The 19,879-nt window shown below is 61.7% G+C and carries 18 protein-coding genes; 8 read left to right on the top strand and 10 right to left on the bottom strand.

Features of this window, described 5'->3' with window-relative positions:
- Window positions 1-10: 10 nt before the first annotated feature.
- On the bottom strand, window positions 11-1,471 hold the full coding sequence (gene gatA, locus BUC36_RS05645; protein WP_073272570.1) for an Asp-tRNA(Asn)/Glu-tRNA(Gln) amidotransferase subunit GatA: 1,461 nt from the start codon (window positions 1,469-1,471) through the stop codon (window positions 11-13).
- 65 nt (window positions 1,472-1,536) lie between these two features.
- Window positions 1,537-1,824, bottom strand: a complete 288-nt coding sequence (gene gatC, locus BUC36_RS05640; RefSeq protein WP_200797190.1) for an Asp-tRNA(Asn)/Glu-tRNA(Gln) amidotransferase subunit GatC — start codon at window positions 1,822-1,824, stop codon at window positions 1,537-1,539.
- A gap of 373 nt (window positions 1,825-2,197) precedes the next feature.
- Here gatC and BUC36_RS05635 point away from each other — a divergent pair, with 373 nt between their 5' ends.
- The 8 genes from BUC36_RS05635 (at window position 2,198) to BUC36_RS05600 (ending at window position 12,874) form a co-directional block, all read left to right on the top strand.
- On the top strand, window positions 2,198-3,232 hold the full coding sequence (locus tag BUC36_RS05635) for a rod shape-determining protein (protein WP_073272567.1): 1,035 nt from the start codon (window positions 2,198-2,200) through the stop codon (window positions 3,230-3,232).
- 132 nt (window positions 3,233-3,364) lie between these two features.
- Window positions 3,365-4,213, top strand: a complete 849-nt coding sequence (gene mreC / locus BUC36_RS05630; RefSeq protein ID WP_327049686.1) for a rod shape-determining protein MreC — start codon at window positions 3,365-3,367, stop codon at window positions 4,211-4,213.
- Window positions 4,200-4,679: a rod shape-determining protein MreD gene (mreD, locus tag BUC36_RS05625; RefSeq protein WP_073272563.1), complete on the top strand. Its 480-nt coding sequence runs from the start codon at window positions 4,200-4,202 to the stop codon at window positions 4,677-4,679. Before mreC ends, mreD begins: the two co-directional genes overlap by 14 nt.
- Window positions 4,680-4,927: 248 nt before the next feature.
- Window positions 4,928-5,557, top strand: coding sequence for a Maf family protein (locus BUC36_RS05620; protein ID WP_073272561.1), 630 nt, complete (start codon window positions 4,928-4,930; stop codon window positions 5,555-5,557).
- Window positions 5,554-7,044 (top strand): ribonuclease G, encoded by a 1,491-nt coding sequence (gene rng / locus BUC36_RS05615; protein ID WP_073272559.1) that lies wholly within the window; start codon window positions 5,554-5,556, stop codon window positions 7,042-7,044. Before BUC36_RS05620 ends, rng begins: the two co-directional genes overlap by 4 nt.
- Before the next feature lie 159 nt (window positions 7,045-7,203).
- Entirely contained in the window at window positions 7,204-11,358 is a 4,155-nt protein-coding gene (locus BUC36_RS05610) for a YhdP family protein (RefSeq protein ID WP_073272556.1), read from the top strand.
- 66 nt (window positions 11,359-11,424) lie between these two features.
- Window positions 11,425-11,961, top strand: coding sequence for a peptide-methionine (R)-S-oxide reductase MsrB (msrB, locus tag BUC36_RS05605; RefSeq protein ID WP_073272554.1), 537 nt, complete (start codon window positions 11,425-11,427; stop codon window positions 11,959-11,961).
- 76 nt (window positions 11,962-12,037) lie between these two features.
- The gene (locus BUC36_RS05600) at window positions 12,038-12,874 is read left to right on the top strand and encodes a hypothetical protein (RefSeq protein ID WP_073272552.1); all 837 of its coding nucleotides are present in this window, start codon (window positions 12,038-12,040) and stop codon (window positions 12,872-12,874) included.
- A 68-nt stretch (window positions 12,875-12,942) separates the two neighbouring features.
- Here the strand turns inward: BUC36_RS05600 and yjgA are convergent, their stop codons facing one another.
- The 8 genes from yjgA to lptB form a co-directional block, all read right to left on the bottom strand.
- Window positions 12,943-13,458 (bottom strand): ribosome biogenesis factor YjgA, encoded by a 516-nt coding sequence (gene yjgA, locus BUC36_RS05595; protein ID WP_073272550.1) that lies wholly within the window; start codon window positions 13,456-13,458, stop codon window positions 12,943-12,945.
- A 64-nt stretch (window positions 13,459-13,522) separates the two neighbouring features.
- Window positions 13,523-14,866, bottom strand: coding sequence for a magnesium transporter (mgtE, locus tag BUC36_RS05590; protein ID WP_407661772.1), 1,344 nt, complete (start codon window positions 14,864-14,866; stop codon window positions 13,523-13,525).
- Between the two features lie 137 nt (window positions 14,867-15,003).
- Complete coding sequence (locus tag BUC36_RS05585; protein ID WP_073272544.1) at window positions 15,004-15,273, bottom strand: HPr family phosphocarrier protein; 270 nt, start codon at window positions 15,271-15,273, stop codon at window positions 15,004-15,006.
- Between the two features lie 32 nt (window positions 15,274-15,305).
- Window positions 15,306-16,187: an RNase adapter RapZ gene (rapZ, locus tag BUC36_RS05580; protein ID WP_073272542.1), complete on the bottom strand. Its 882-nt coding sequence runs from the start codon at window positions 16,185-16,187 to the stop codon at window positions 15,306-15,308.
- Window positions 16,188-16,312: 125 nt separating this feature from the next.
- On the bottom strand, window positions 16,313-16,774 hold the full coding sequence (ptsN, locus tag BUC36_RS05575) for a PTS IIA-like nitrogen regulatory protein PtsN (RefSeq protein WP_073272540.1): 462 nt from the start codon (window positions 16,772-16,774) through the stop codon (window positions 16,313-16,315).
- 3 nt (window positions 16,775-16,777) lie between these two features.
- The gene (gene hpf, locus BUC36_RS05570; protein ID WP_073272538.1) at window positions 16,778-17,068 is read right to left on the bottom strand and encodes a ribosome hibernation-promoting factor, HPF/YfiA family; all 291 of its coding nucleotides are present in this window, start codon (window positions 17,066-17,068) and stop codon (window positions 16,778-16,780) included.
- A 249-nt stretch (window positions 17,069-17,317) separates the two neighbouring features.
- The gene (locus BUC36_RS05565) at window positions 17,318-18,772 is read right to left on the bottom strand and encodes an RNA polymerase factor sigma-54 (RefSeq protein WP_073272536.1); all 1,455 of its coding nucleotides are present in this window, start codon (window positions 18,770-18,772) and stop codon (window positions 17,318-17,320) included.
- Window positions 18,773-19,044: 272 nt separating this feature from the next.
- Window positions 19,045-19,770, bottom strand: coding sequence for an LPS export ABC transporter ATP-binding protein (lptB, locus tag BUC36_RS05560; RefSeq protein WP_073272534.1), 726 nt, complete (start codon window positions 19,768-19,770; stop codon window positions 19,045-19,047).
- Window positions 19,771-19,879 lie beyond the last annotated feature (109 nt).

The following is a 19,879-nucleotide window of genomic DNA, read 5'->3' as shown; positions in this document are numbered from 1 at the left end:
GTGATTCTCCTTATGCGGCGCTGGCCGAGCCTGCGTATTGCTGGTGCCAGTCGGTGACCTGCTGGTATTGGTGCGCGACGTTGAGCATGCGCGCCTCGTCCAGGTAGTTGCCGATGATCTGCAGGCCCACGGGCATATTGTTCACCAGGCCGCAGGGCAGGGACATACCGGGCAGGCCCGCCAGGTTGGTGGCGATGGTGTAGATATCCTCCAGGTACATGGCCACCGGGTCCGCGCTCTTTGCCCCCAGCGCAAACGCTGGCGACGGCGAAGTCGGGCCCATGATGACGTCGACCTTGTCGAACGCCTGTACGAAGTCCTGTTTGATCAGGCGGCGTACCTGCTGCGCCTTGTTGTAGTAGGCATCGTAGTAACCGGCCGACAGGGCGTAGGTGCCGACGAGAATGCGGCGCTGGACCTCGTCGCCGAAGCCTTCGCCGCGGGAGCGCATATAGAGGTCGCGCAGGTCCTGCGGATCCTCGCAGCGGTGGCCGTAGCGCACGCCGTCGAAGCGCGACAGGTTGGCGGAGGCCTCCGCCGGTGCGATCACGTAGTAGGCCGGCACCGCCAGGCCGGTGTGGGGCAGGCTGACCTCCACCAGTTCGGCGCCCAGCTTTTCGAATTCCTGCAGCGCGTCCTGGACCCGCGCCGCCGTATCCGCATTCAGGCCCTCGCCGAAGTACTCTTTCGGCACGCCGATTTTCAGTCCGGCGATGCTGTCATTCAGGTTCAGCGTGTAGTCCTGTAGCGGGCGGTTCAGGCTGGTGGAATCCTTCGCGTCGTGGCCCGCCATCACCGACAGCATATAGGCCGCATCTTCGGCGTTGCGGGCGATGGGGCCGGCCTGGTCGAGACTCGAAGCAAAGGCGATCATGCCCCAGCGGGACACCCGCCCGTAGGTGGGTTTCAGGCCCGTGGTATTGGTCAGCGCCGCCGGCTGGCGAATGGAGCCGCCGGTATCGGTAGCGGTAGTGCCGGGGGCCAGCTGCGCCGCGACGGCGGCGGCGGAACCGCCGGAGGAGCCGCCGGGCACACAGTCGGTGTCCCAGGGGTTCTTGACCGGGCCGTAGTAGCTGGTCTCGTTGGAGGAGCCCATCGCGAACTCGTCCATATTGGTCTTGCCGAGAGTCACGGCACCGGCGCGGTTGAAGTTTTCCACTACGGTGGCATCGTACGGCGGCACGAAGTTATCCAGCATCTTCGAACCGCAGCTGGTACGCACGCCACTGGTGCAGAAGATGTCCTTGTGGGCGATGGGGACACCGCACAGGGGCGGGGCCTCGCCCCTGGCCAGGCGCTCGTCCGCCGCCGTCGCCTGGGCCAGGGCCAGCTCTTCGGTGACGGTGATAAAGCTGTTGTAGTTGCCATCCAGCTGTTGGATGCGGTCGAGCAGGTGGCGAGTGATCTCGACACTGGAGAACTGCTTGTCCCGCAATCCTCGGATAATCTCAGCGATGGTTAACTGGTGCATTTTCTTCCCTAAAGACTTAAGAGCGGCTGGGTGCTCTGTCGGATTTCGCGGAGCTTTCTGTGCGGTTAGTCGATCACTTTCGGGACCAGGTAGAGGCCCTCTTCGGACTGCGGTGCCAGCTGCAGGAATTCTTCGCGGCGATTGGGTTCGCTGACCTCGTCCGCGCGCAGTACCTGTTCCTCGTCCAGCGGGTGGGCCATGGGCGCCACGCCTTCGGTGCTCACGGCCTGCAGCTGATCTACCAGTTGCAGGACATCGCCCAGGCGAGTGCTGACTTCTTCGATGGTTTCGGTGGAGATAGCGATGCGGGCCAGCTCCGCCAGTTTTTCTACGGTTTGCGTATCCACGGCCATGGCGATTGGGGCTCCAGCTTCATTCGCGAATGGAAAACTGCCCGCGTCGGGCAGGGGGACGCAAATTTAGCACAGAAGGGCGCTATTCTCACCGGCTGGCCAGCCCGCTGTCCGGCGGCCGACCCGCGATGTGGACCACAGTCCACAATTGATGGTTTTTCAGCCTTGCCCTGGACCCGCGCCATTGTTAGAGTTTGCCGATTCTGGCCGGGGTCTGCGCGTTCCCGGTCGACAGGCATAAATTCGGGTCGGAATTGCGGTCCGGAACTCAGAATTATTCGCGCGGACTAACTAGGCTTTGAGACCGGGTTTGAACCGCGCCTGCGGTGCCCGCCCCGGGGCGCTGATAATTAGTACAAGGTAATCGAATTCCATGTTTAAACGTTTGCGGGGCATGTTCTCCAGTGATCTCTCTATCGACCTGGGAACGGCCAACACGCTGATCTATGTCCGCGATCGCGGCGTAGTCCTCGATGAACCCTCCGTCGTCGCCATTCGCCACTACAATGGCCAGAAAATCGTCGAGGCCGTCGGTGTGGAGGCCAAGCGTATGCTGGGCCGGACTCCGGGCAACATCACCGCTATCCGCCCGATGAAAGACGGTGTTATCGCCGACTTCCAGGTGACCGAGAAGATGCTGCAGCACTTTATCAAGAAAGTGCACGAGAACAGCTGGATGCGCCCGAGCCCGCGGGTGCTGGTGTGCGTGCCCTGCCAGTCCACCGAGGTGGAGCGCCGCGCGATCCGCGAATCGGCGATGGGCGCCGGTGCGCGCGAGGTGTGGCTGATCGAAGAACCCATGGCCGCCGCGATCGGCGCCGGCCTCAAGGTCGAAGAGGCCAGCGGCTCCATGGTGGTGGATATCGGTGGCGGCACCACCGAGATCGCCATCATCTCCCTGAACGGTGTCGTTTACTCCGATTCAGTACGTATCGGCGGTGACCGTTTCGACGAGGCCATCGTCACTTATGTGCGCCGCAACTACGGCAGCGTGATCGGCGATGCCACTGCCGAGCGCATCAAAGAGGAAATCGGCTGTGCCTATGCCGGCAGCGAGGTGCGTGAGATCGACGTGCGTGGCCGCAACCTGGCGGAAGGGGTGCCGCGCAGTTTTACCCTGAACTCCGATGAAATTCTCGAGGCGCTGCAGGAGCCGCTGTCCGGCATCGTCCAGGCGGTGAAGAGTGCACTGGAGCAGTCACCGCCGGAACTGGCCTCCGATATCGCCGAGCGCGGTATGGTACTGACCGGCGGTGGTGCGCTGCTGCGCGACCTGGATCGCCTGCTGATGGAAGAGTCCGGCCTGCCGGTAATCGTTGCCGATGACCCGCTCACCTGCGTGGCGCGCGGCGGCGGCAAGGCGCTGGACATGATGGACAAGAGCCGTCTGTACCTGGTGTCCAACTAACTGGCTATCTCTGTAAGAGCGGCCCCTGGTCGCGATCGGTCGCTGCGGCGACGTGAGGAAGATCGCGACCAGGGGCCGCTTTTACATGTATGATCCGATAACAAGAACACATACTGACCTGTTAATGGGGGTCTGCCCATTAAACCGCTATTTACCCGCGGCCCTTCGCCGGAGTCCCGCATCCTCGTGCTGGGCCTGGTGGCGGCGGCACTGATCGCGATCAACCTCTATACCGACTGGCTGCAACCGCTGCGCGAGCGGCTGGCCGGCTTTGTTGCGCCCTTTTACTGGGTCACCGGCACCCCCGAGCGTGTCGGCGACTGGGCCGGTGAACAGTGGCGCACCCGCGAGGAGCTACTGGAGGAGAACAGCCGGCTCAAGCGCCAGGTGTTGCTGCTGGAGCAGCGCAGCCAGCTGCTCGCGGCGGTAAAGGCGGAGAACACCCAGCTCAAGGAGCTGATGAACTCCGCCGATACGGTGGACGAGCGGGTACTGGTGGCGCAGATAATCGGTATCTCGCCGGATCCGCTCGAGCATGTGCTGTTGATCGACAAGGGCCGCGACGATGGCGTCGAACTCGGCACGCCGATCATGGACGCCAGCGGCCTGCTGGGCCAGGTGATCGAAGCCGGCGATTCCTCCAGCCGCGTATTGCTGATCACCGACGCCAGTCACGCCATTCCGGTCCAGGTGCTGCGCAACAGTGTGCGCGCGGTAGCCGAGGGCACCGGCGACCTCTACCGACTCAAGTTGCGCCACCTGGCCAATACCAGCGATATTCGCGAGGGCGACCTGCTGCTGAGCTCCGGGCTCGGCGGGCGTTTCCCGGCCGGTTACCCGGTGGGTGAGGTCATTTCGGTGCAGCGCGATCCCGGCCGAGCCTTTGCCGAGGCCGAAGTGCAACCGCGCGGGCGAATGAATCGCAGTCGCTTCGTGCTGGCGGTGATCGGGGACAGGAACGACAGCCTTGGAACCGAATAACCGCTGGTTTATCGCCGCAACCGTATTGGTGGCGCTGCTGCTGGCCGTGATGCCGCTGCCACACCACTGGCTGTGGTTCCGCCCGGCGTTTACGGCGCTGCTGGTCATCTTCTGGATCACCCGCATGCCACAGAGTCTGGGCGTCGGGTTTGCCTGGCTGGTGGGGCTGCTGGAGGATCTGGTGACCGGCGCGACACTGGGCACGCACGCCCTGGCATTGGCCGTGCTGGCCTATTTCAGCCTGTTGACCTACCGGCGCACTCGCGCCTTCAACCCTGCGCAACAGCTGTTGTGGGTGTTTGTGCTGGTGGGCATCAACCAGGTGGTGGGCAACTGGGTGCACAGCCTGGCCGGTAAACCGGTGCCGGGGCTGACCTTCCTGTGGCCGGCGCTTACCAGCGCATTATTGTGGCCCTGGGTGGCGCCGGGGCTCAGTGTTATGGCCGGGCGTTTGCAGGTGCGCTGAACACGTGGTCCGAGCGGTGAATTCTGAAACCGATCTCTTCGCCACAGGCTCCAGTGCTGCGTTGAAAAAGCTTGAATTAGCCCTGCTAGTCCTTCGCTTTTTCGCCTTGCCCTGAAGTCTGTGGCTGTGAGCTTTGGTTGCTGAATCCACCACTCGAACCACCTACTGTTAAACACTGTAAAAGGCAGATCACTTTTCGACCGATACCGCTATAATCAGCCGCTGATCCATTAACAATAAGCAGTACTGTGCCAAATTCTTTCGCCGCAAGCAGACTTCTCCTAGCCTCCGGCTCCCCGCGCCGCGCAGCGCTGCTGGCACAGATCGCCGTGCCTTTCTCGCAGGTTACCCCCGCCGTGCCGGAGCAGCGCCAGGCCGGTGAGAGTCCCCAGGACTATATCCAGCGCCTCGCCCATGACAAGGCCGAGGCGGGGCTGCAGTTGACTGATGAGTCGAATGCTGGGCTCTGGTCCCTGGGCGCCGATACACTGGTACTCGCCGGTGACCGCGTCCTCGAGAAACCGCGGGATTTCGCCGATTTTGAGTCCATGATGCGGGCACTTTCCGGCACCGAGCACTCGGTGCTGACTGCCCTGTGCCTGCGCTCAACTGAACGCCAGTTCAGCCGCCAGGTGGAAACCCGAGTGCGGTTCCGCCATCTGACCACGACGCAGATCGACGCTTACTGGCGCACCGGCGAACCTGCCGACAAGGCTGGCGGCTACGGCATACAGGGCCTGGGTGCGGCGCTGGTGGAGTCCATTAGCGGCAGTTACAGCAATGTGGTCGGCTTGCCACTGGAGGCGCTGGTGCCGATGCTGGAGCACGCCGCCATTCCCTATTGGTGTGAGTCCTATTGGCAGGAGGCCGATTCTTGAGCGAAGAGCTGCTTATCAATGTCGCGCCCACCGAGACCCGCGTGGCGCTGGTGGAAAACGGTGTGTTGCAGGAAGTCTACCTGGAGCGCAGCGCGCGCCGCGGTATTGTCGGCAATATCTACAAAGGCAAGGTGGTGCGGGTCTTGCCGGGCATGCAGGCGGCATTCGTGGATATCGGTCTCGAGCGGGCCGGTTTTATCCACGCCTCGGATATCGCGCCGCTCGACGAGGAGGGCATGGAGTCCCGCGAGTCGAGCGAAGTCGCCGATATCCGCGCGCTGGTGCGCGAGGGGCAGTCGCTGGTGGTGCAGGTGGTCAAGGACCCGATCAGCAGCAAAGGCGCGCGCCTGACGACGCATCTGTCGGTCTCGGCGCGCTACCTGGTATATATGCCGCAGACCCGTCATATCGGCATCTCCAACCGCATCGAAGACGAAAAAGAGCGCGAACGGCTGCGGGCGCTGGTGGAACTGGCGTCGACCAAACTGGCGGATGAGGGCCAGTCGGGCGACGGCGGCTTTATTCTGCGCACTGTGGCGGAAGGCGTCAGCGAAGAGGAGCTGCTGCGCGATATCCCTTTCCTGTACAAGCTGTGGCGGGAGCTGGAGCAGCGCATCAAGGAGCGCCCCGTGCCCTCGGTCATTTACGAGGACCTGCCGCTGTTTATGCGCGCGCTGCGCGACCTCGCGCGCCCTTATACCGAGAAGATCCGAATCGACTCCCGCGAGGCCCACGGTCGCGCGGCGGAGTTTTCCGGCAAGTATGCACCGGAGATCGCCGGGCGCCTGGAGCACTACCCGGGCGAGCGCCCACTGTTTGATCTCTACGGCGTGGAGGAGGAGATTCGCAGGGCACTGCAGAACAAGGTCACCCTCAAGTCCGGCGGCTATCTGATCATCGAGCAGACGGAAGCCATGAGCACCATCGATGTGAATACCGGTGCTTTTGTCGGCCACCGCAACCTGGAAGAAACCATCTTCAAGACCAACCTGGAAGCGGCCACTGCCATAGCGCGCCAGCTGCGCCTGCGCAATCTGGGCGGCATCATCATTATCGACTTTATCGATATGAAGGACCCGGAGCACCAGCGCCAGGTTCTGCGCACGCTGGAAAAGACGCTGGAGCGGGATCACGCCAAGTCCAGCATCACCGGTGTCTCCGAGCTGGGCCTGGTAGAAATGACCCGCAAGCGCACCCGCGAATCGCTCGGCCAGATTTTGTGCGAGTCCTGCCCGGTATGCGGTGGACGCGGCACATTGAAGAGTGCCGAGACGGTGTGTTACGAAATATTCCGCGAGATCATTCGCGAGGCGCGCGCCTACGACAGCGAAAAAATCATGGTGTTGGCGAGCCAGGTGGTCATCGACTTGTTGCTCGATGAGGAGTCTGCCAACGTCGCCGATCTGGAGGAATTTATCCGCCGCCCGATCCAGTTCCAGGTGGAGCCAATTTACAACCAGGAGCAGTACGACATTGTTCTGGTCTGATACCTATTCCTGGAGACCCGCTAGATCATCCCTGATCTATCGGGTCTTCGCCCGAAAAACACTGGCGCAGAAGTGTCATTCTGCTGGTGTTTCACGGGCTCGCGCAGGCCATAGGCCTGCGGCGGCACATCCTTGTGCCGCTACCGGTGAGGAGGGGGCGTGATCGGGATACTGCGCTGGCTGGCGCGCAAGTTCTGGCTGCTGACCGTCAGCGTGGTGATCGCGCTGGCAATACTGGTACAGACCGGTCGTATCCTGTCGCCACAGGTGGAGCAGTACCGACCGCAAATCAGTGCCTGGCTGTCCAACAGCCTCGGCGTGCCGGTGCAAATGGATCGCCTGTCACTGCGCTGGCAGGCGCTGGAGGTGGCATTGCAGCTGGACGGGCTGCGCCTCGGCGAAAATGGCGAAGTGCAGATGGGCTACGGTCTGTTTCACCTGGACCTGCTCGCGAGCCTGTGGAATCGCGAACTGGTGTGGAAAAACCTGCAGGTGCACGAGTTTGCCGCAGGGCTGAGTCGCGACGACAGCGGCCACTGGCATATCGACGGTTTTCCAAAGTCCGCACTGGAAACTGTTGAGGGGGGGAGAGAAGGGGGCGTGCGCGTAGGGGATCCCGCGCGCATCTTTCAGCTGGGCCCCAAGGTGCAGGTGCGCAATGCCCGCATCTCCCTGCGCCTGGCAGATGGCCAGCGAGCGCAGATGAACCTGCCACAGATACAGCTGGAAAATAGTGGCTATTTTCACCGCCTCAGTGCCCGCGCCTTTATTTCCCGCGACGACGATCCTCAGGTGGTGTCGGCAGATCGGGAAACCCTGCGCCTGATTCTCGAGGGGCGCGGCAATCCACGCGACAAGACCCGCTTCTCCCTGAGTGGCTATATCCAGCTGAACGAGCTGCTGCTCGACGACGATATCGTCACCCTGCTGCACCAACTGACGCCGCTGCCGAAGAAGTACCACTGGCATGGGCCCAAGCTGGCACGCGGCAGACTTTGGTTGCAGAGCGAGACAGACAGCGGCTACCGGCTGCTCGGCCGTCTCAGTCTTGAGCAGGTTGATGCTGACAGCCTGGCGCAGGCGGATCTTTCGCCGACCGCGTCCGAGCAGGCGTCGCCGGAATCGGTACTCGCGCCGCTGCAGTCGCTTGCCGGCGACATTTCCGGCCGCTGGCAGCCGGGCCAGCAATGGCGTCTGGCCCTGCAGGATATCCAGCTGGGCTGGCTCGATCTGCAGATGCCACCGCTGAACCTGCAGGCTAGCAACAGTACTGAGCAGGGCCTGCAGCTGGCCGCGGATGTGATCGATCTCGGCGGCTGGAGCCGCATTCTGGAGCGACTGGAACTCTTGCAGGGGGCGGCGGACGAGTGGTTGCGGGCACTGCAACCCGGCGGCCAGGTACGTAACGTGCAGCTGGCTCGGGCTGCCGACGGCCAGGTCCGGCTCAGCGCCAACCTGCACAATATCAGCGCCCAGGCCCACCGCGGTGCGCCGGCAGTCGAAGGGCTGAATGGTTTTTTGCAGGTTCAGGGCGCCGATGGACGCGTCGAACTGGGCGGCGGCAGTTTCAGCGCCCATTTCCCAACGCTCTATACCGACCCGTTTCACTTCGAAAGCGCCAGCGGCACTGTCGCCTGGTCCGTGGATCGGGAGGGCAATTCTGTGCACGTGCTGTCGGGGCCGCTGCAGCTCGACGGCGAGCTTGGCAGGGTAAACGGGCAGTTCCTGCTGGAGTTGCCCTATGTTGCCCATAGCCGCGCGGCGGACTTTACCCTGGCATTGGGGCTGCGCGACGCCGCGGTATCGGCGCAGCGCCAGCTGGTGCCACAAACCGTCAGCGACGACCTGCGCCGCTGGCTCAATGACGGGCTCGGCACGCAGAACCCCGGTCGGGTCGTCAGTGCCGGCTTTGTCTACCGCGGTTCCAGTTACCGGGAGGGTGACGACGAAGCGCTGCTGGCACTGGGCGAACACGCCGATCGGCAGACGGTGCAGCTGGCGGCGGACTTCGCCGGGGCCAACCTCGATTATGCCGCCGGCTGGCCCGACGCTCGCAAGGTCGACGGGCACCTGCTGGTCAATGACGGCAATGTTCGAGTCGATGCCACGGCGGCGCGACTGTGGAATATCGATGCGCGGGATATCGCGGTGGCTGTCACCCCGAACCCGGCCGGGCGCGGCTCTATGCTCGACGTGCGCGCACAGTTGGCCGGCCCTGCGGCGGACGGACTCCGGCTGTTGCAGCAGTCGCCGCTGCGACAGCATCTGGGCAGCGCCTTCGATCAGTGGCAGCTGAATGGCCAGATCGATGGCAGCCTGGCCCTGTCGCAGCCATTGGGCGGTGCAGATCTGCCCGCCCGCCAGCGTGTGCAGGTGGACCTGCAGCAGGGGGCACTGCAGCTGCAAAACCTCAAGCTGGAAATCGACCAGCTACAGGGGCGCGTGGACTACGACAGTGAAGACGGGCTGGCCGGCACGCAGCTCAATGGCAGTCTCTGGGGACGACCACTAAGCGCCAGGATTCGCCATTTCGGCGATGGCGAGCAGCGCGACACCCAGGTGGTGGTCGATGGCAGTGCCGGTACTGAGTCCGTGCGCAGCTGGAGTGGCCGCCCGGAATTACAGTGGCTGGACGGCGTCTTTGCCTACCAGGCGTTGGTGACTATCCCGGCCAAGGCGAAACAAAAGCCCTATGCGGCGATTTTTGAACTGAACTCCGATATGGCCGGGGTCGCCATCAATCTGCCGGCGCCACTGGGCAAGCAGGACGAAGCCAAGACCAACTTCGTGTTGCGGGTACCCATCGGGGAGCAGGGCAGCCTTTTCCATTTAACCTACGGCGAACATGTGCAGGGGCAGTTCTGGCTGGTGCAGGGGGCTATGGAGCGCGGCATTATCGCGCTGAATGCCGAAGCGAAGTTGCCCCAGGATCGCGGTTTGGCAATCCGCGGCGACTTGTCGCGCATAGACCTGCCGCGCTGGCGCGAGCTGTTGCAGATATACGAAGCTGGTCCAAGCGGCGGTGATGACCTGGGCACTGCGCCGGAGCCACTGCCAGTGACTCTCGATCTGAGTACCGATCGCCTGCTGTTCGGGACAACCGAAATTGCACATATCCACGTGCGCGGCCGCGGTCTCGGTGCCGATTGGCAAGTGCAATTCGACAGTGAAACCGCTGCCGGGCAGCTCAGTGGCGTCATGAACGGCTCGACGCCACTGCGGCTGGACCTGACGCACCTGCACCTGCCGGCGCCGGCCGAGGCTGCGCCCGGTGCCGACAGCGCCAAAGCTTCACAGGAGACGGATCCCTGGGCCGGATACGATTTTACGACTCTCCCCAGAGTGGACTTCAGTACCGACAGCCTGCGAATCGGTGACGAGGATATGGGGCGCTGGTCCTTCCGTTTGCGCCCATCCGCAGACCGCCTTGTGCTCAGCGATATCCGCGGTGCTGCGCGCGGTGTGCGCCTGGAGGGGCGCGGCAGCGGCGAGAAAAAACTCGGGGCCCAGCTGATGTGGATGCGCGATGCGGACGGTCGCGATTCGTCCCAGTTTATCGGCCGCCTGGTGGCCGATGATCTGGCGGATGTTCAGCGAGCCTGGGGGCAGGACCCGGTTATCGAGAGTCGCTTTGCGAGTTTCGATACCGCGCTGCGCTGGGACGGCTCGCCGGCGCGGGTGGCCGGTAACCTGCTGTCCGGCGAATTGAAGATCGATATCCGCGATGGCCGCTTCCTGCGCGCGACCGATAATGCCGGCTCGGCGTTGCTGCGGCTGTTGTCGCTGTTCAACTTCGATACCTGGGCGCGCCGCCTGCGACTGGATTTTTCCGACCTCTACCAGAGCGGCATGGCTTTCGATCAGGTGCGAGGAGAGGTGGTGTTCGAGGGGGATGGCCAGTTGCTGATCGCGGTGCCCATTCAGGTAGAGGGGCCGACCAGTGAGCTGCAGATGGCCGGCAGGGTCAACCTGAAGCGCGAGGACCTGAACCTGACCCTGGTGGCGACGCTACCGGTGGGCAATAACCTGGCCCTGGTGGCGGCACTGGCTGGCGGCCTGCCGGCGGCGGCGGGGGTCTACCTGATCAGTAAGGCGTTCAAGAAACAGGTGAGCAAAATGGCCAGCGTCAGTTACCGCATCAGCGGTGACTGGGAGGAGCCGCAAGTGCGCTTTGACAAGCTGTTTGACGGCGATGGCGCCCAGCGGCAGGGTGAAGCCGCGGAGCAGGAGGAGCGCCGCCGGCTCGAGGCTGCGCCGGAAGGTCTGCGCGCCGAGCCCGATAACGCGCCGCCCCGGCTGGCTCCGGTTATTTGAACCGCGGGGCCCGTCCGGACTCCAAATTGATAGTGGCGGGAACAAGCTACCCGCGGAGGGCGTCGAATGATGAATAGATCCCTGCATTTGGTCACATTGCTGCTGGCGGTATTTGCGTTGCCGGCCTGCACGGAGGCCGATGAAAACCGCGATCAGTCCATGACAGTGGCGGAGGCCAGGGGGCATATCGCCGCCGGCACCAACCTGTCTGCCATTCCCAAGTCCGTCTGGCGCCAGTTGTTGCCTGAGGATCAATTCCAGGTATTGTGGGAAAAGGACACAGAGCGCGCCTTCAGCGGCAAATGGTTGAAGAATGAAGCAGAGGGCACTTATGTGACTGCCGGATGCCGCTTGCCGGTTTTCAGCTCCCGGCACAAGTTCAAATCCGGCACCGGCTGGCCGAGTTTCTGGGAGATTGCCTATCCGGAAAATGTGGTGCTGAAGGACGATTACAGCTGGGGTATGAGACGCACCGAAGTGCTGTCGGCCTGTGGTGAGCACCTCGGCCATGTCTTCAAGGACGGTCCTGAACCCACCGGTTTGCGCTATTGCCTGAATTCGCTCGCACTGGATTTCGTGCCAGGTATTGCAAAAACCGAATAATTATTCGATATTGTCGCTTGCGGCCCTCGCGGCCGCTGCGATGAGGTAAAACAATAATCAACAGAGGTCCGTGCTGATGTCCGATGTGGCTTCGGTGGCGTTGCCCAACAACCGCTACACGCTGTTCCGGGTGTTTAAATACACCGTCTATCTGTTACTCGCCTATAACGTCTACGCCTTTTTTCTGGAAAATCACGCTGCCGCCGGTTCCGTCTTTGGCGATGGCTTGCAGTGGGGCAGGGTAATCGAGGCCTACAACGACTCCATCGATACCCTGGCCTGGGTATTGCTGCTGTTGGTGTTCGAGCTGGAGACCTTTGTTCTCGCCGACGACAAGATACGCGGTTGGATCAAGTGGGCGCTGAATGGCATTTCGGCATTCTGCTACCTGTTTATCGTCTATTCCTACTACGGCTACGTGGCCGAGATGTTGTATGTAACCGAGCTGCTCCCGGTGGCACAGCCAGTCTGTGAACTGGCGGCGCAGGGCGGCTGGCAGATGGTGGTTGGGCAGGACGATTACGTCGCGCTGACGACCGCGAACTGCACGGCGCTGGCCGATTCCCGGGTGCTGCAACTGGCCGATGCGCAGATTCTCGGCGATACGGCGATCTGGACGGAAATCAAATGGCTCGCCTGGGCCGACGTGATCAATGCCGGTGCCTGGCTGTTGATTGTGGTGATCCTCGCGTTCGAGGTGTGGCTGCAGCTGCGCCACGAGCTGTCTGACCGTGTGATGCGCTATTCACAGATGGTGAAAGCGGTGCTGTATTTTACGCTATTCCTGTGCGCAATTTACTGGGGCTTCAGCGGCAGTTTCCTGGACTTCTGGGATGCCTTCCTGTGGCTGGTGGCGTTCTTCTTTATCGAGCTGAACCTGTTTGAATGGCAGGCTGAGACCAACGGCGAATGAGTGTTGTGGAGGCGAACCCGAGGTTCGCCTCAGCACCTTAATCACTGGAAAAGCTGTCTCCCGCCGGATTAAGGCGCTTCCTGCATAAAGAAATCCCGCAGAAAGCGGAACAGCTTGCGACGGTTGGTCGGCGGCTTGTTGTTCTTTATCTCCTTGTTGGAATCGCGAATCAGCTGGCGCAGTTGCTGGTGGTCCGCCTGCGGGTAGCTGTCGAAGAAGTCGCTCTGCGCGGCATTGCCTTCCTCCAGCAGACGCGTGCGCCAGTCTTCGGCCATCTTGTCGAAGCGCAGGTGCTGCTGGTCGCGCTCCTTGAAACGCTGCAGTACTTCTTCAATCGCCTCGCTGTCGGCACTGCGCATCAGGCGGCCGATATACTGCATCTGGCGGCGGCGCGCTTCATTGGACTTGATGCGGTGTAAGGTGTCGATCGCCTCGCGCATGTCTGCTTCCAGCGGCACTTCCTGAAGTTGCGCTTTGGAAAGCTCGGTCAGCTGTTTGCCCAGCTCCTGCAGCTCGTGCATCTCCTGCTTGACCCTGGTCTTGCTCTTCGGCAGATCGTCTTCGTAGTCGTCGTGTTCGTACATTCGGGTTTCCAGTTCATTTCCCAAAAGATCGGCCTCGGCAGGTGGCCTATTAAGCTTAGCGAGGTCAGCCGAAATACCAGGTGGCCAGGCCGAGGAAGGACATAAAGCCGACCACGTCAGTGACTGTGGTCAGGGCTACACCGCCGGCGAGGGCGGGATCTATACGCATGGCGCGCAGCGCTACTGGCAGTATCGCGCCGGCGAGCGCGGCGGTAACCAGGTTGATCACCATGGCGGCGACAATGATCAGCGCGATGCGCTGATCCCCGAACCACAGGCCGGCAATCAGGCCCATTACCAGTGACCAGAGCAGTGCATTCAGCACCGCGGAGCCCAGTTCGCGGGACAGCAGCCAGTTGAGGTTGCTGCGGCCGATCTGGCCGAGCGCCATACCGCGGATCACCACCGTCAGTGTCTGGCTGCCGGCGACGCCGCCCATGCTGGCGACGATGGGCATCAGAATCGCCAGCGCCACGACTTTGTCCAGGGTGTCCTGAAACAGGCTGATTACCCAGGATGCCAGCAGTGCGGTCAACAGGTTGATGCCGAGCCACAGCGCGCGCCGACGCGCGGTGCGGCGCACCGGGGCGAAGGTGTCTTCCTCTTCGTCCAGGCCCGCGAGACTCATCAGCGAGTGGTCCGCGCCCTCGCGAATCACGTCCACCACGTCGTCGATGGTAATGCGTCCCAGCAGGCGGTTGTTGCTGTCCACCACCGGCGCGGTAATCCAGTCATATTTCTCGAACAGCCGCGCCACCTCGGTATCGGACATGTCTGCCGGTATCGGCTCCACGTCGGTATTCACCACCTCGCGCACCGTTACCGACGGGTCTGTTGTCAGTAGCTTGGAGAGCGGCAGCAGTCCGATGTACTGGCCCTTGCGATTGACGACGAACAGGCTGTCGGTGGATTCAGGCAGTTGCTCGTGACGGCGCAGGTAACGCAGCACGACATCCAGGGTCAGGTTCGGGCGCACGGAGATAGTATCCGTGTCCATCAGGCCGCCGGCGGTCTCCTCGTCGTAGGCGAGGACGCTCTCTACCCGTTGGCGATCGGTTTCGCTCATGGCGGAGAGCACTTCCGCCATCACCCTGTCGGGCAGCTGCTGCAGTATGTCGGCGACGTCGTCGGCGTCGAGGCCCTCCATGACCGCCACCATCTCCTCTGTGTCCATGGTGGCGAGGATCTGGCTCTGCACGTCGTCAGTGAGTTCCTGCAGTACTTCGCCTTCGACTTCTTTGTCGATCAGCTTCCAGAGTACCTGGCGGATACGGGGCGGGGAGCTCTCGAGCAGCTGCGCTATGCTCTGCGGCGAGAGGGTGCTGAGCATGCGCCGCACCTCACGCCCGGTACCGCTGTCCAGCGCCGCAAATACTTCACCCAGCTGGCTCTGCGTGCGGAACTTGATATCGGCTGGGGGAGTGTTGGACACGGCGTTTCCTTACTGCATTGAAGGTGGTGGCGGGTGATCGCTGTGCAGCGGCCAGCGGCGATTCTATGCTTATCGCGCTCCTCTATCCATATGGTGGTGGGTGCGCGTGGCCTTCACTCGGCTTCGCCAAAACGATCCGCTACCAGTTCCGCGATGGCACTGACTGCGGCGTCCTCGTCGTTGCCCTCGACTTCGAGTTCCAGTTCCGTTCCCTTGCCGGCTGCCAGTAACATCAGCGCCATCACGCTTTTGCCGTCCACGCTCTTGCCCTGGCAGTGTACCTTGACATTGGCGGAGAAGCGCGCCGAAGTCTGCGCAAACTTACTGGCGGCGCGGGCGTGAAGGCCAAGCTTGTTGATGATGAGGAGGCGGCTTTTCTGCATGGGGTGTCGGCGATTCCGGCTGTTATCGGGCTTTATTTCTGCTGCTCGCGGTGGCGAACCTGCACATTGTCGAACTGGCTGGCGAAGCTCTTGGCAAGCTGCTCCACCATATAGACTGAACGGTGGCGTCCGCCGGTACAGCCGACTGAGATGCAGGTATAGCTGCGGTTGCTTTTCTGGTAGGAGGGCAGCCAGTGCTGCAGAAACTGGGTGATATCGCGCTCCATGGCATCGGTTTCCGGGTGCGTGCGCAGGAATTCGACAACTTCCGCGTCGAGACCGGTCTTCTGTCGCAATTCTGCGACCCAGTAGGGGTTGGGCAGGCAGCGCAGGTCGAATACCAAATCCGCGTCTACCGGTACTCCGTGTTTGAAGCCGAAGGATTGAAAGAGGATGGCCATACCTTCGGAGCCGTCACCGACTACCCGGGTCTTAATCAGGTCGCGCAGCTGGTGCAGGCTGAGGCTGCTGGTATCTATGACCATGTCCGCCATGGCGGAAATGGGGGAGAGCAGTTCCTTTTCCCGATTGAGCGCTTCCAGCAAGTGCGTGCGGTTATCGCTGAGGGGGTGTTTGCGGCGGGTTTCGCTGAAGCGCTGCACCAGCACCGGCGAGCGCGCATCCAGGTAAATGACATCGCACTGTACGCCACTTTCGCGCAGTGATTCGATCACCCGCGGGGCCTGTTGCACATCCCGCCAGAGGTTGCGCGCATCTATGCCGAGGGCCAGGCGGGTGTTGCCTAGTGCGCCCTGGGTATCGTCAACTGGCGGCTGCTCACGAACCCGCTTGACCAGTTCCGGCAGCAGGCTGGCGGGCAGATTATCGATACAGTTGAAGCCGACATCTTCCAGCAGCTGCAGGGCAGAGCTTTTGCCGGAACCGGAACGGCCGCTGATAATCACCAGGCGCATAGGGGAAATCCTTTCTTCACGTAGCGCGAATTGCTCGAAAAACAACCGGTCGCCCAGGTGATCCGAGTAATATCGGCGCTGGCGCCGCTCATCTCGACCTGGGTGAATCGTGTTTCTGTGTCAGATTATGCAGCGGCGGCACTGTCGATGGCCAGTGCGTAGAGCTCATCACCACTCTCGGCCTGGCGCAGTTTTTCTCTTACCCGGCTGTCGGAGAAGAGGGCGGCGATTTCGGCGAGGGTTTCCAGATGCTCCTGCTCGGCGTTTTCCGGTACCAGCAGTGCAAACAGGAGATCCACCGGTTGGCGGTCTGCGGCGTCGAAATCGATAGCGGGTTCAGTGGTGCAGAGGACACCGATGGGGCGCTCACAGCCGGGCAGGCGGCAGTGAGGAATGGCGACACCATCGCCAATACCCGTTGAGCCGAGACGCTCGCGGGCGATCAGCTGGTTGAAGATAGTGTCGGAGTCGTGTTGTGGATATTGTTCGGCAATGGCCTGGGCAATATTGAGCAGCAATTTCTTTTTGCTGCTCCCCGCCAGGTGACAAAGACTCAGGCGGGGAGAAAGTAATGCTTCCAATGTCATAGTTCAGCGGTGGTTCTGCAACTTCTCTTTGTGTTTTTTCAGTTGGCGGTCCAGCTTGTCGGCGAGCGCGTCGATGGCCGCGTACATATCTTTGTCTTCGGAGCCGGCGCAGAGGTCGTGCCCGTTGATGTGCACCCTGGCTTCAGCCTTCTGAATCAGTTTTTCGACGGAGAGGATTACCTGTGCGTTGGTAATGTTGTCATAGTGCCGGGAAAGTTTTTCCAGCTTGCTTTCGCAGTAATCGCGAATGGGCGGAGTTAAATCGACGTGGTGACCACTAATATTGATCTGCATGGATTTCTCCTTATCGAGTGCATCGCAAACCGGCGCAACCCTCCGTTTGGGCGGCAACCCTACTAGGAAGTTCGCCAGAATGGAAGGATACACTCAAAGTTTGGACATTGGTCGCGGCCCGGGTGGCAATGGGCGCCCCTGAATTCGTGACCAGCCATCTGGAGTGGGTCAAGGCGTGTGGTGAGGTGCTCCGCCGGATTAAAAATTTCGGCGGTGTAAAGGTGGAGTGGTACTCGGTCGGGCGGTGGATCAAATAAGGCGCTTGCGCTCACTGGATGACGGGATGCCCATGGACTCACGGTACTTGGCGACCGTGCGCCTGGCCACCTTGATACCCTGCTTATCCAGTTCCTGGGTGATTTTGTTGTCGGACAGCGGCTTGCGCGGTGTTTCGGCATCGATCAGCTTGCGAATCATGGCGCGAATGGCTGTCGATGAGGCATCTTCGCCGGAGTCGGTGCTCACGTGGCTCGAGAAGAAGTACTTGAGCTCGAAAACACCGCGGGGCGTGAGCATGTACTTCTGGGTGGTGACCCGGGATATGGTGGATTCGTGCATGCCGATACTTTCCGCGATATCCGCGAGTACCATGGGTTTCATCGCCTCGGGGCCGTCCTCGAAGAAGCCCTGCTGCTTCTCGACAATGCAGGAGGCCACCTTGAGTAAGGTATCGTTGCGGCTCTGAAGGCTTTTGAGGAACCAGCGTGCTTCCTGCAAGTTGTCACGCAGGAAATTGTTTTCGGAGGAGTTGTCGGCGCGTCGTATCAATGCGGCGTAGTCACCGTTGATGCGCAGCCGCGGGGTGGTCTCCGGATTCAGTTCTACCAGCCAGCGCTGCTCCCGGCGGCGCACGATAATATCGGGAATGACGTATTGCGGTTCTTCGCCACCGAAGGCTTCCCCGGGATAGGGCGTCAGGGTCTGGATAAGCCGCACGACGTCGCCCAGCTGGGCCTCGTTCAGGCGAGTGCGGCGACTAAGTTGGCGGAAGTCGCGTTTGCCGAGCAGGTCCAGGTGGCGATCCACCACTGCCTGCGCATGCTCGAGCCAGGGCGTCTGGGGCGGCAGCTGGCGCAACTGCAACAGCAGGCACTCGCGCAGGTCGCGGGCACCGCAGCCGGCGGGTTCAAACTGCTGGATGGTCTTGAGTACGGCGAGGACCTCATCCTCTTCCACTTCCAGGCTGTTGGAAATTTCTTCGAGTGGCGTTTCCAGGAAGCCGCTCGGGGCTATGCCGTCGATCAGGTTCTCGCCGATCAGTTTGTCGTGCTCGGACAGGGTGGTGAGGTTGAGTTGCCATAGCAGGTGGTCCTGCAGGCTGTCCGGGGCGGAATTGCGCTGCTCGAGGGGCAGCTCGTCGCCGTCGCCACCGCTATAACTGCCGCCGCTGTAGATATCGTCCCAGCGCGTGTCCACCGGCAGTTCATCGGGGATGTCCTGGCTCCAGTCGCCCTCGCTGTCCTGCTCGGCACTGCTGTGCGCAGCATCTTCGGTGGCGGGGTTTTCCGGAGACTGCTGATCCCGCTGTGGTTCAGCGGGTGAGTGCTCCTCGCCGTCCACCTCCAGCAGCGGATTGCTGTCCAGTGCCGACTGCACTTCCTGCTGCAGATCCAGCGTCGACAGCTGCAGCAGGCGGATGGCCTGTTGCAGCTGGGGCGTCATCGTCAGCTGAGTGCCGAGCTTTATCTGGAGAGACTGCTTCATAGTGAGGAACTGCAGGTCGAGGAGGCGGATGTTTCTTCAAAAAATCCAAGACGCTGCAGACTACCCCTGAGCCTGGCGGATTACAAGCAATAACTGTGCCGACTTTTAATGCAGAATTATGAATGCGGAATGATGAATGCGCGGTCTGTTGCCGTGAAGGCGGAGATTGATCCGGCCGCGCCGGGTCCTGGAAGGAGCGGCTTAGCGATTTTGGCGGCATTTGTGGCGCTGCGGGTCGATTCTATTCCGCATTCCGCACTCCGCACTCCGCATTAAATCGTGAATTCGTGTCCCAAATAGACCTCACGCACCTGTTGGTTCGCGAGGACCTCGGCCGGAGTGCCGGCGGCGATGATATGACCTTCGCTGACGATATAGGCTATCTCGCAGATATCCAGGGTTTCGCGCACATTGTGGTCGGTGATCAGTACGCCGATACCGCGATCGCGTAGGTGGCGGATGATCTGTTTGATGTCATTTACCGAAATGGGGTCGACGCCGGCAAAGGGTTCGTCCAGCAAGACGAAGTCCGGGTCCGTGGCCAGGGCGCGGGCAATTTCCACACGGCGCCGTTCGCCGCCGGACAGGGCCATGCCGAGGCTGCTTTCAATGTGGGTAATGTTGAATTCCTGCAACAGCTCCTGCACCTGCTGTTGCCGTTCGGCGCGGGACAAGTCTTTGCGTGTCTCGAGAATGGCGAGAATGTTGTCGCGTACCGACAGGCGGCGGAAAACCGAGGCTTCCTGGGGCAGGTAGCCGATTCCCTTGCGCGCCCGTCCGTGCATGGACAGTCGGGTGATATCCTCGTCGTCGATCTTTACCTGGCCGGCATCCGCCTGCACCAGGCCGGCAATCATATAAAAACAGGTGGTCTTGCCGGCCCCGTTGGGGCCGAGCAGGCCCACTACCTGGCCACTGGTAACGCTGACGGAAACGTCCTGGACGACCTTTCTTTTCTTGTATTGCTTGGCGAGGTGTAACGCTTTCAGCGTCGGCATAGTGTATTCCGAGTGTTGTCTGGCCGGCAGCAGGGTCGAAGTTGGCCGCCCTGTGCCGGCTTAATTTTTTTGCAGTGGCGCGGCCGATTTTCCTGTGAACGGTCGCGGT

This window comes from Microbulbifer donghaiensis (assembly GCF_900129095.1).
GTDB classification, from domain to species: domain Bacteria; phylum Pseudomonadota; class Gammaproteobacteria; order Pseudomonadales; family Cellvibrionaceae; genus Microbulbifer; species Microbulbifer donghaiensis.
Note: the sequence above shows the minus strand (reverse complement) of the source record. Positions and strands in the feature narration are given on the sequence as shown.

Bases quoted from the DNA above. Each gene is read 5' to 3' on its own strand.
- BUC36_RS05635 (WP_073272567.1), top strand. From the start codon at position 2,198: ATGTTTAAACGTTTGCGGGGCATGTTCTCCAGTGATCTCTCTATCGAC.
- BUC36_RS05565 (WP_073272536.1), bottom strand. From the start codon at position 18,772: ATGAAGCAGTCTCTCCAGATAAAGCTCGGCACTCAGCTGACGATGACG.
- yjgA (WP_073272550.1), bottom strand. From the start codon at position 13,458: ATGTACGAACACGACGACTACGAAGACGATCTGCCGAAGAGCAAGACC.
- hpf (WP_073272538.1), bottom strand. From the start codon at position 17,068: ATGCAGATCAATATTAGTGGTCACCACGTCGATTTAACTCCGCCCATT.
- lptB (WP_073272534.1), bottom strand. From the start codon at position 19,770: ATGCCGACGCTGAAAGCGTTACACCTCGCCAAGCAATACAAGAAAAGA.
- gatA (WP_073272570.1), bottom strand. From the start codon at position 1,471: ATGCACCAGTTAACCATCGCTGAGATTATCCGAGGATTGCGGGACAAG.
- BUC36_RS05600 (WP_073272552.1), top strand. From the start codon at position 12,038: ATGTCCGATGTGGCTTCGGTGGCGTTGCCCAACAACCGCTACACGCTG.
- BUC36_RS05585 (WP_073272544.1), bottom strand. From the start codon at position 15,273: ATGCAGAAAAGCCGCCTCCTCATCATCAACAAGCTTGGCCTTCACGCC.
- msrB (WP_073272554.1), top strand. From the start codon at position 11,425: ATGATGAATAGATCCCTGCATTTGGTCACATTGCTGCTGGCGGTATTT.
- rapZ (WP_073272542.1), bottom strand. From the start codon at position 16,187: ATGCGCCTGGTGATTATCAGCGGCCGTTCCGGTTCCGGCAAAAGCTCT.
- ptsN (WP_073272540.1), bottom strand. From the start codon at position 16,774: ATGACATTGGAAGCATTACTTTCTCCCCGCCTGAGTCTTTGTCACCTG.
- gatC (WP_200797190.1), bottom strand. From the start codon at position 1,824: ATGGCCGTGGATACGCAAACCGTAGAAAAACTGGCGGAGCTGGCCCGC.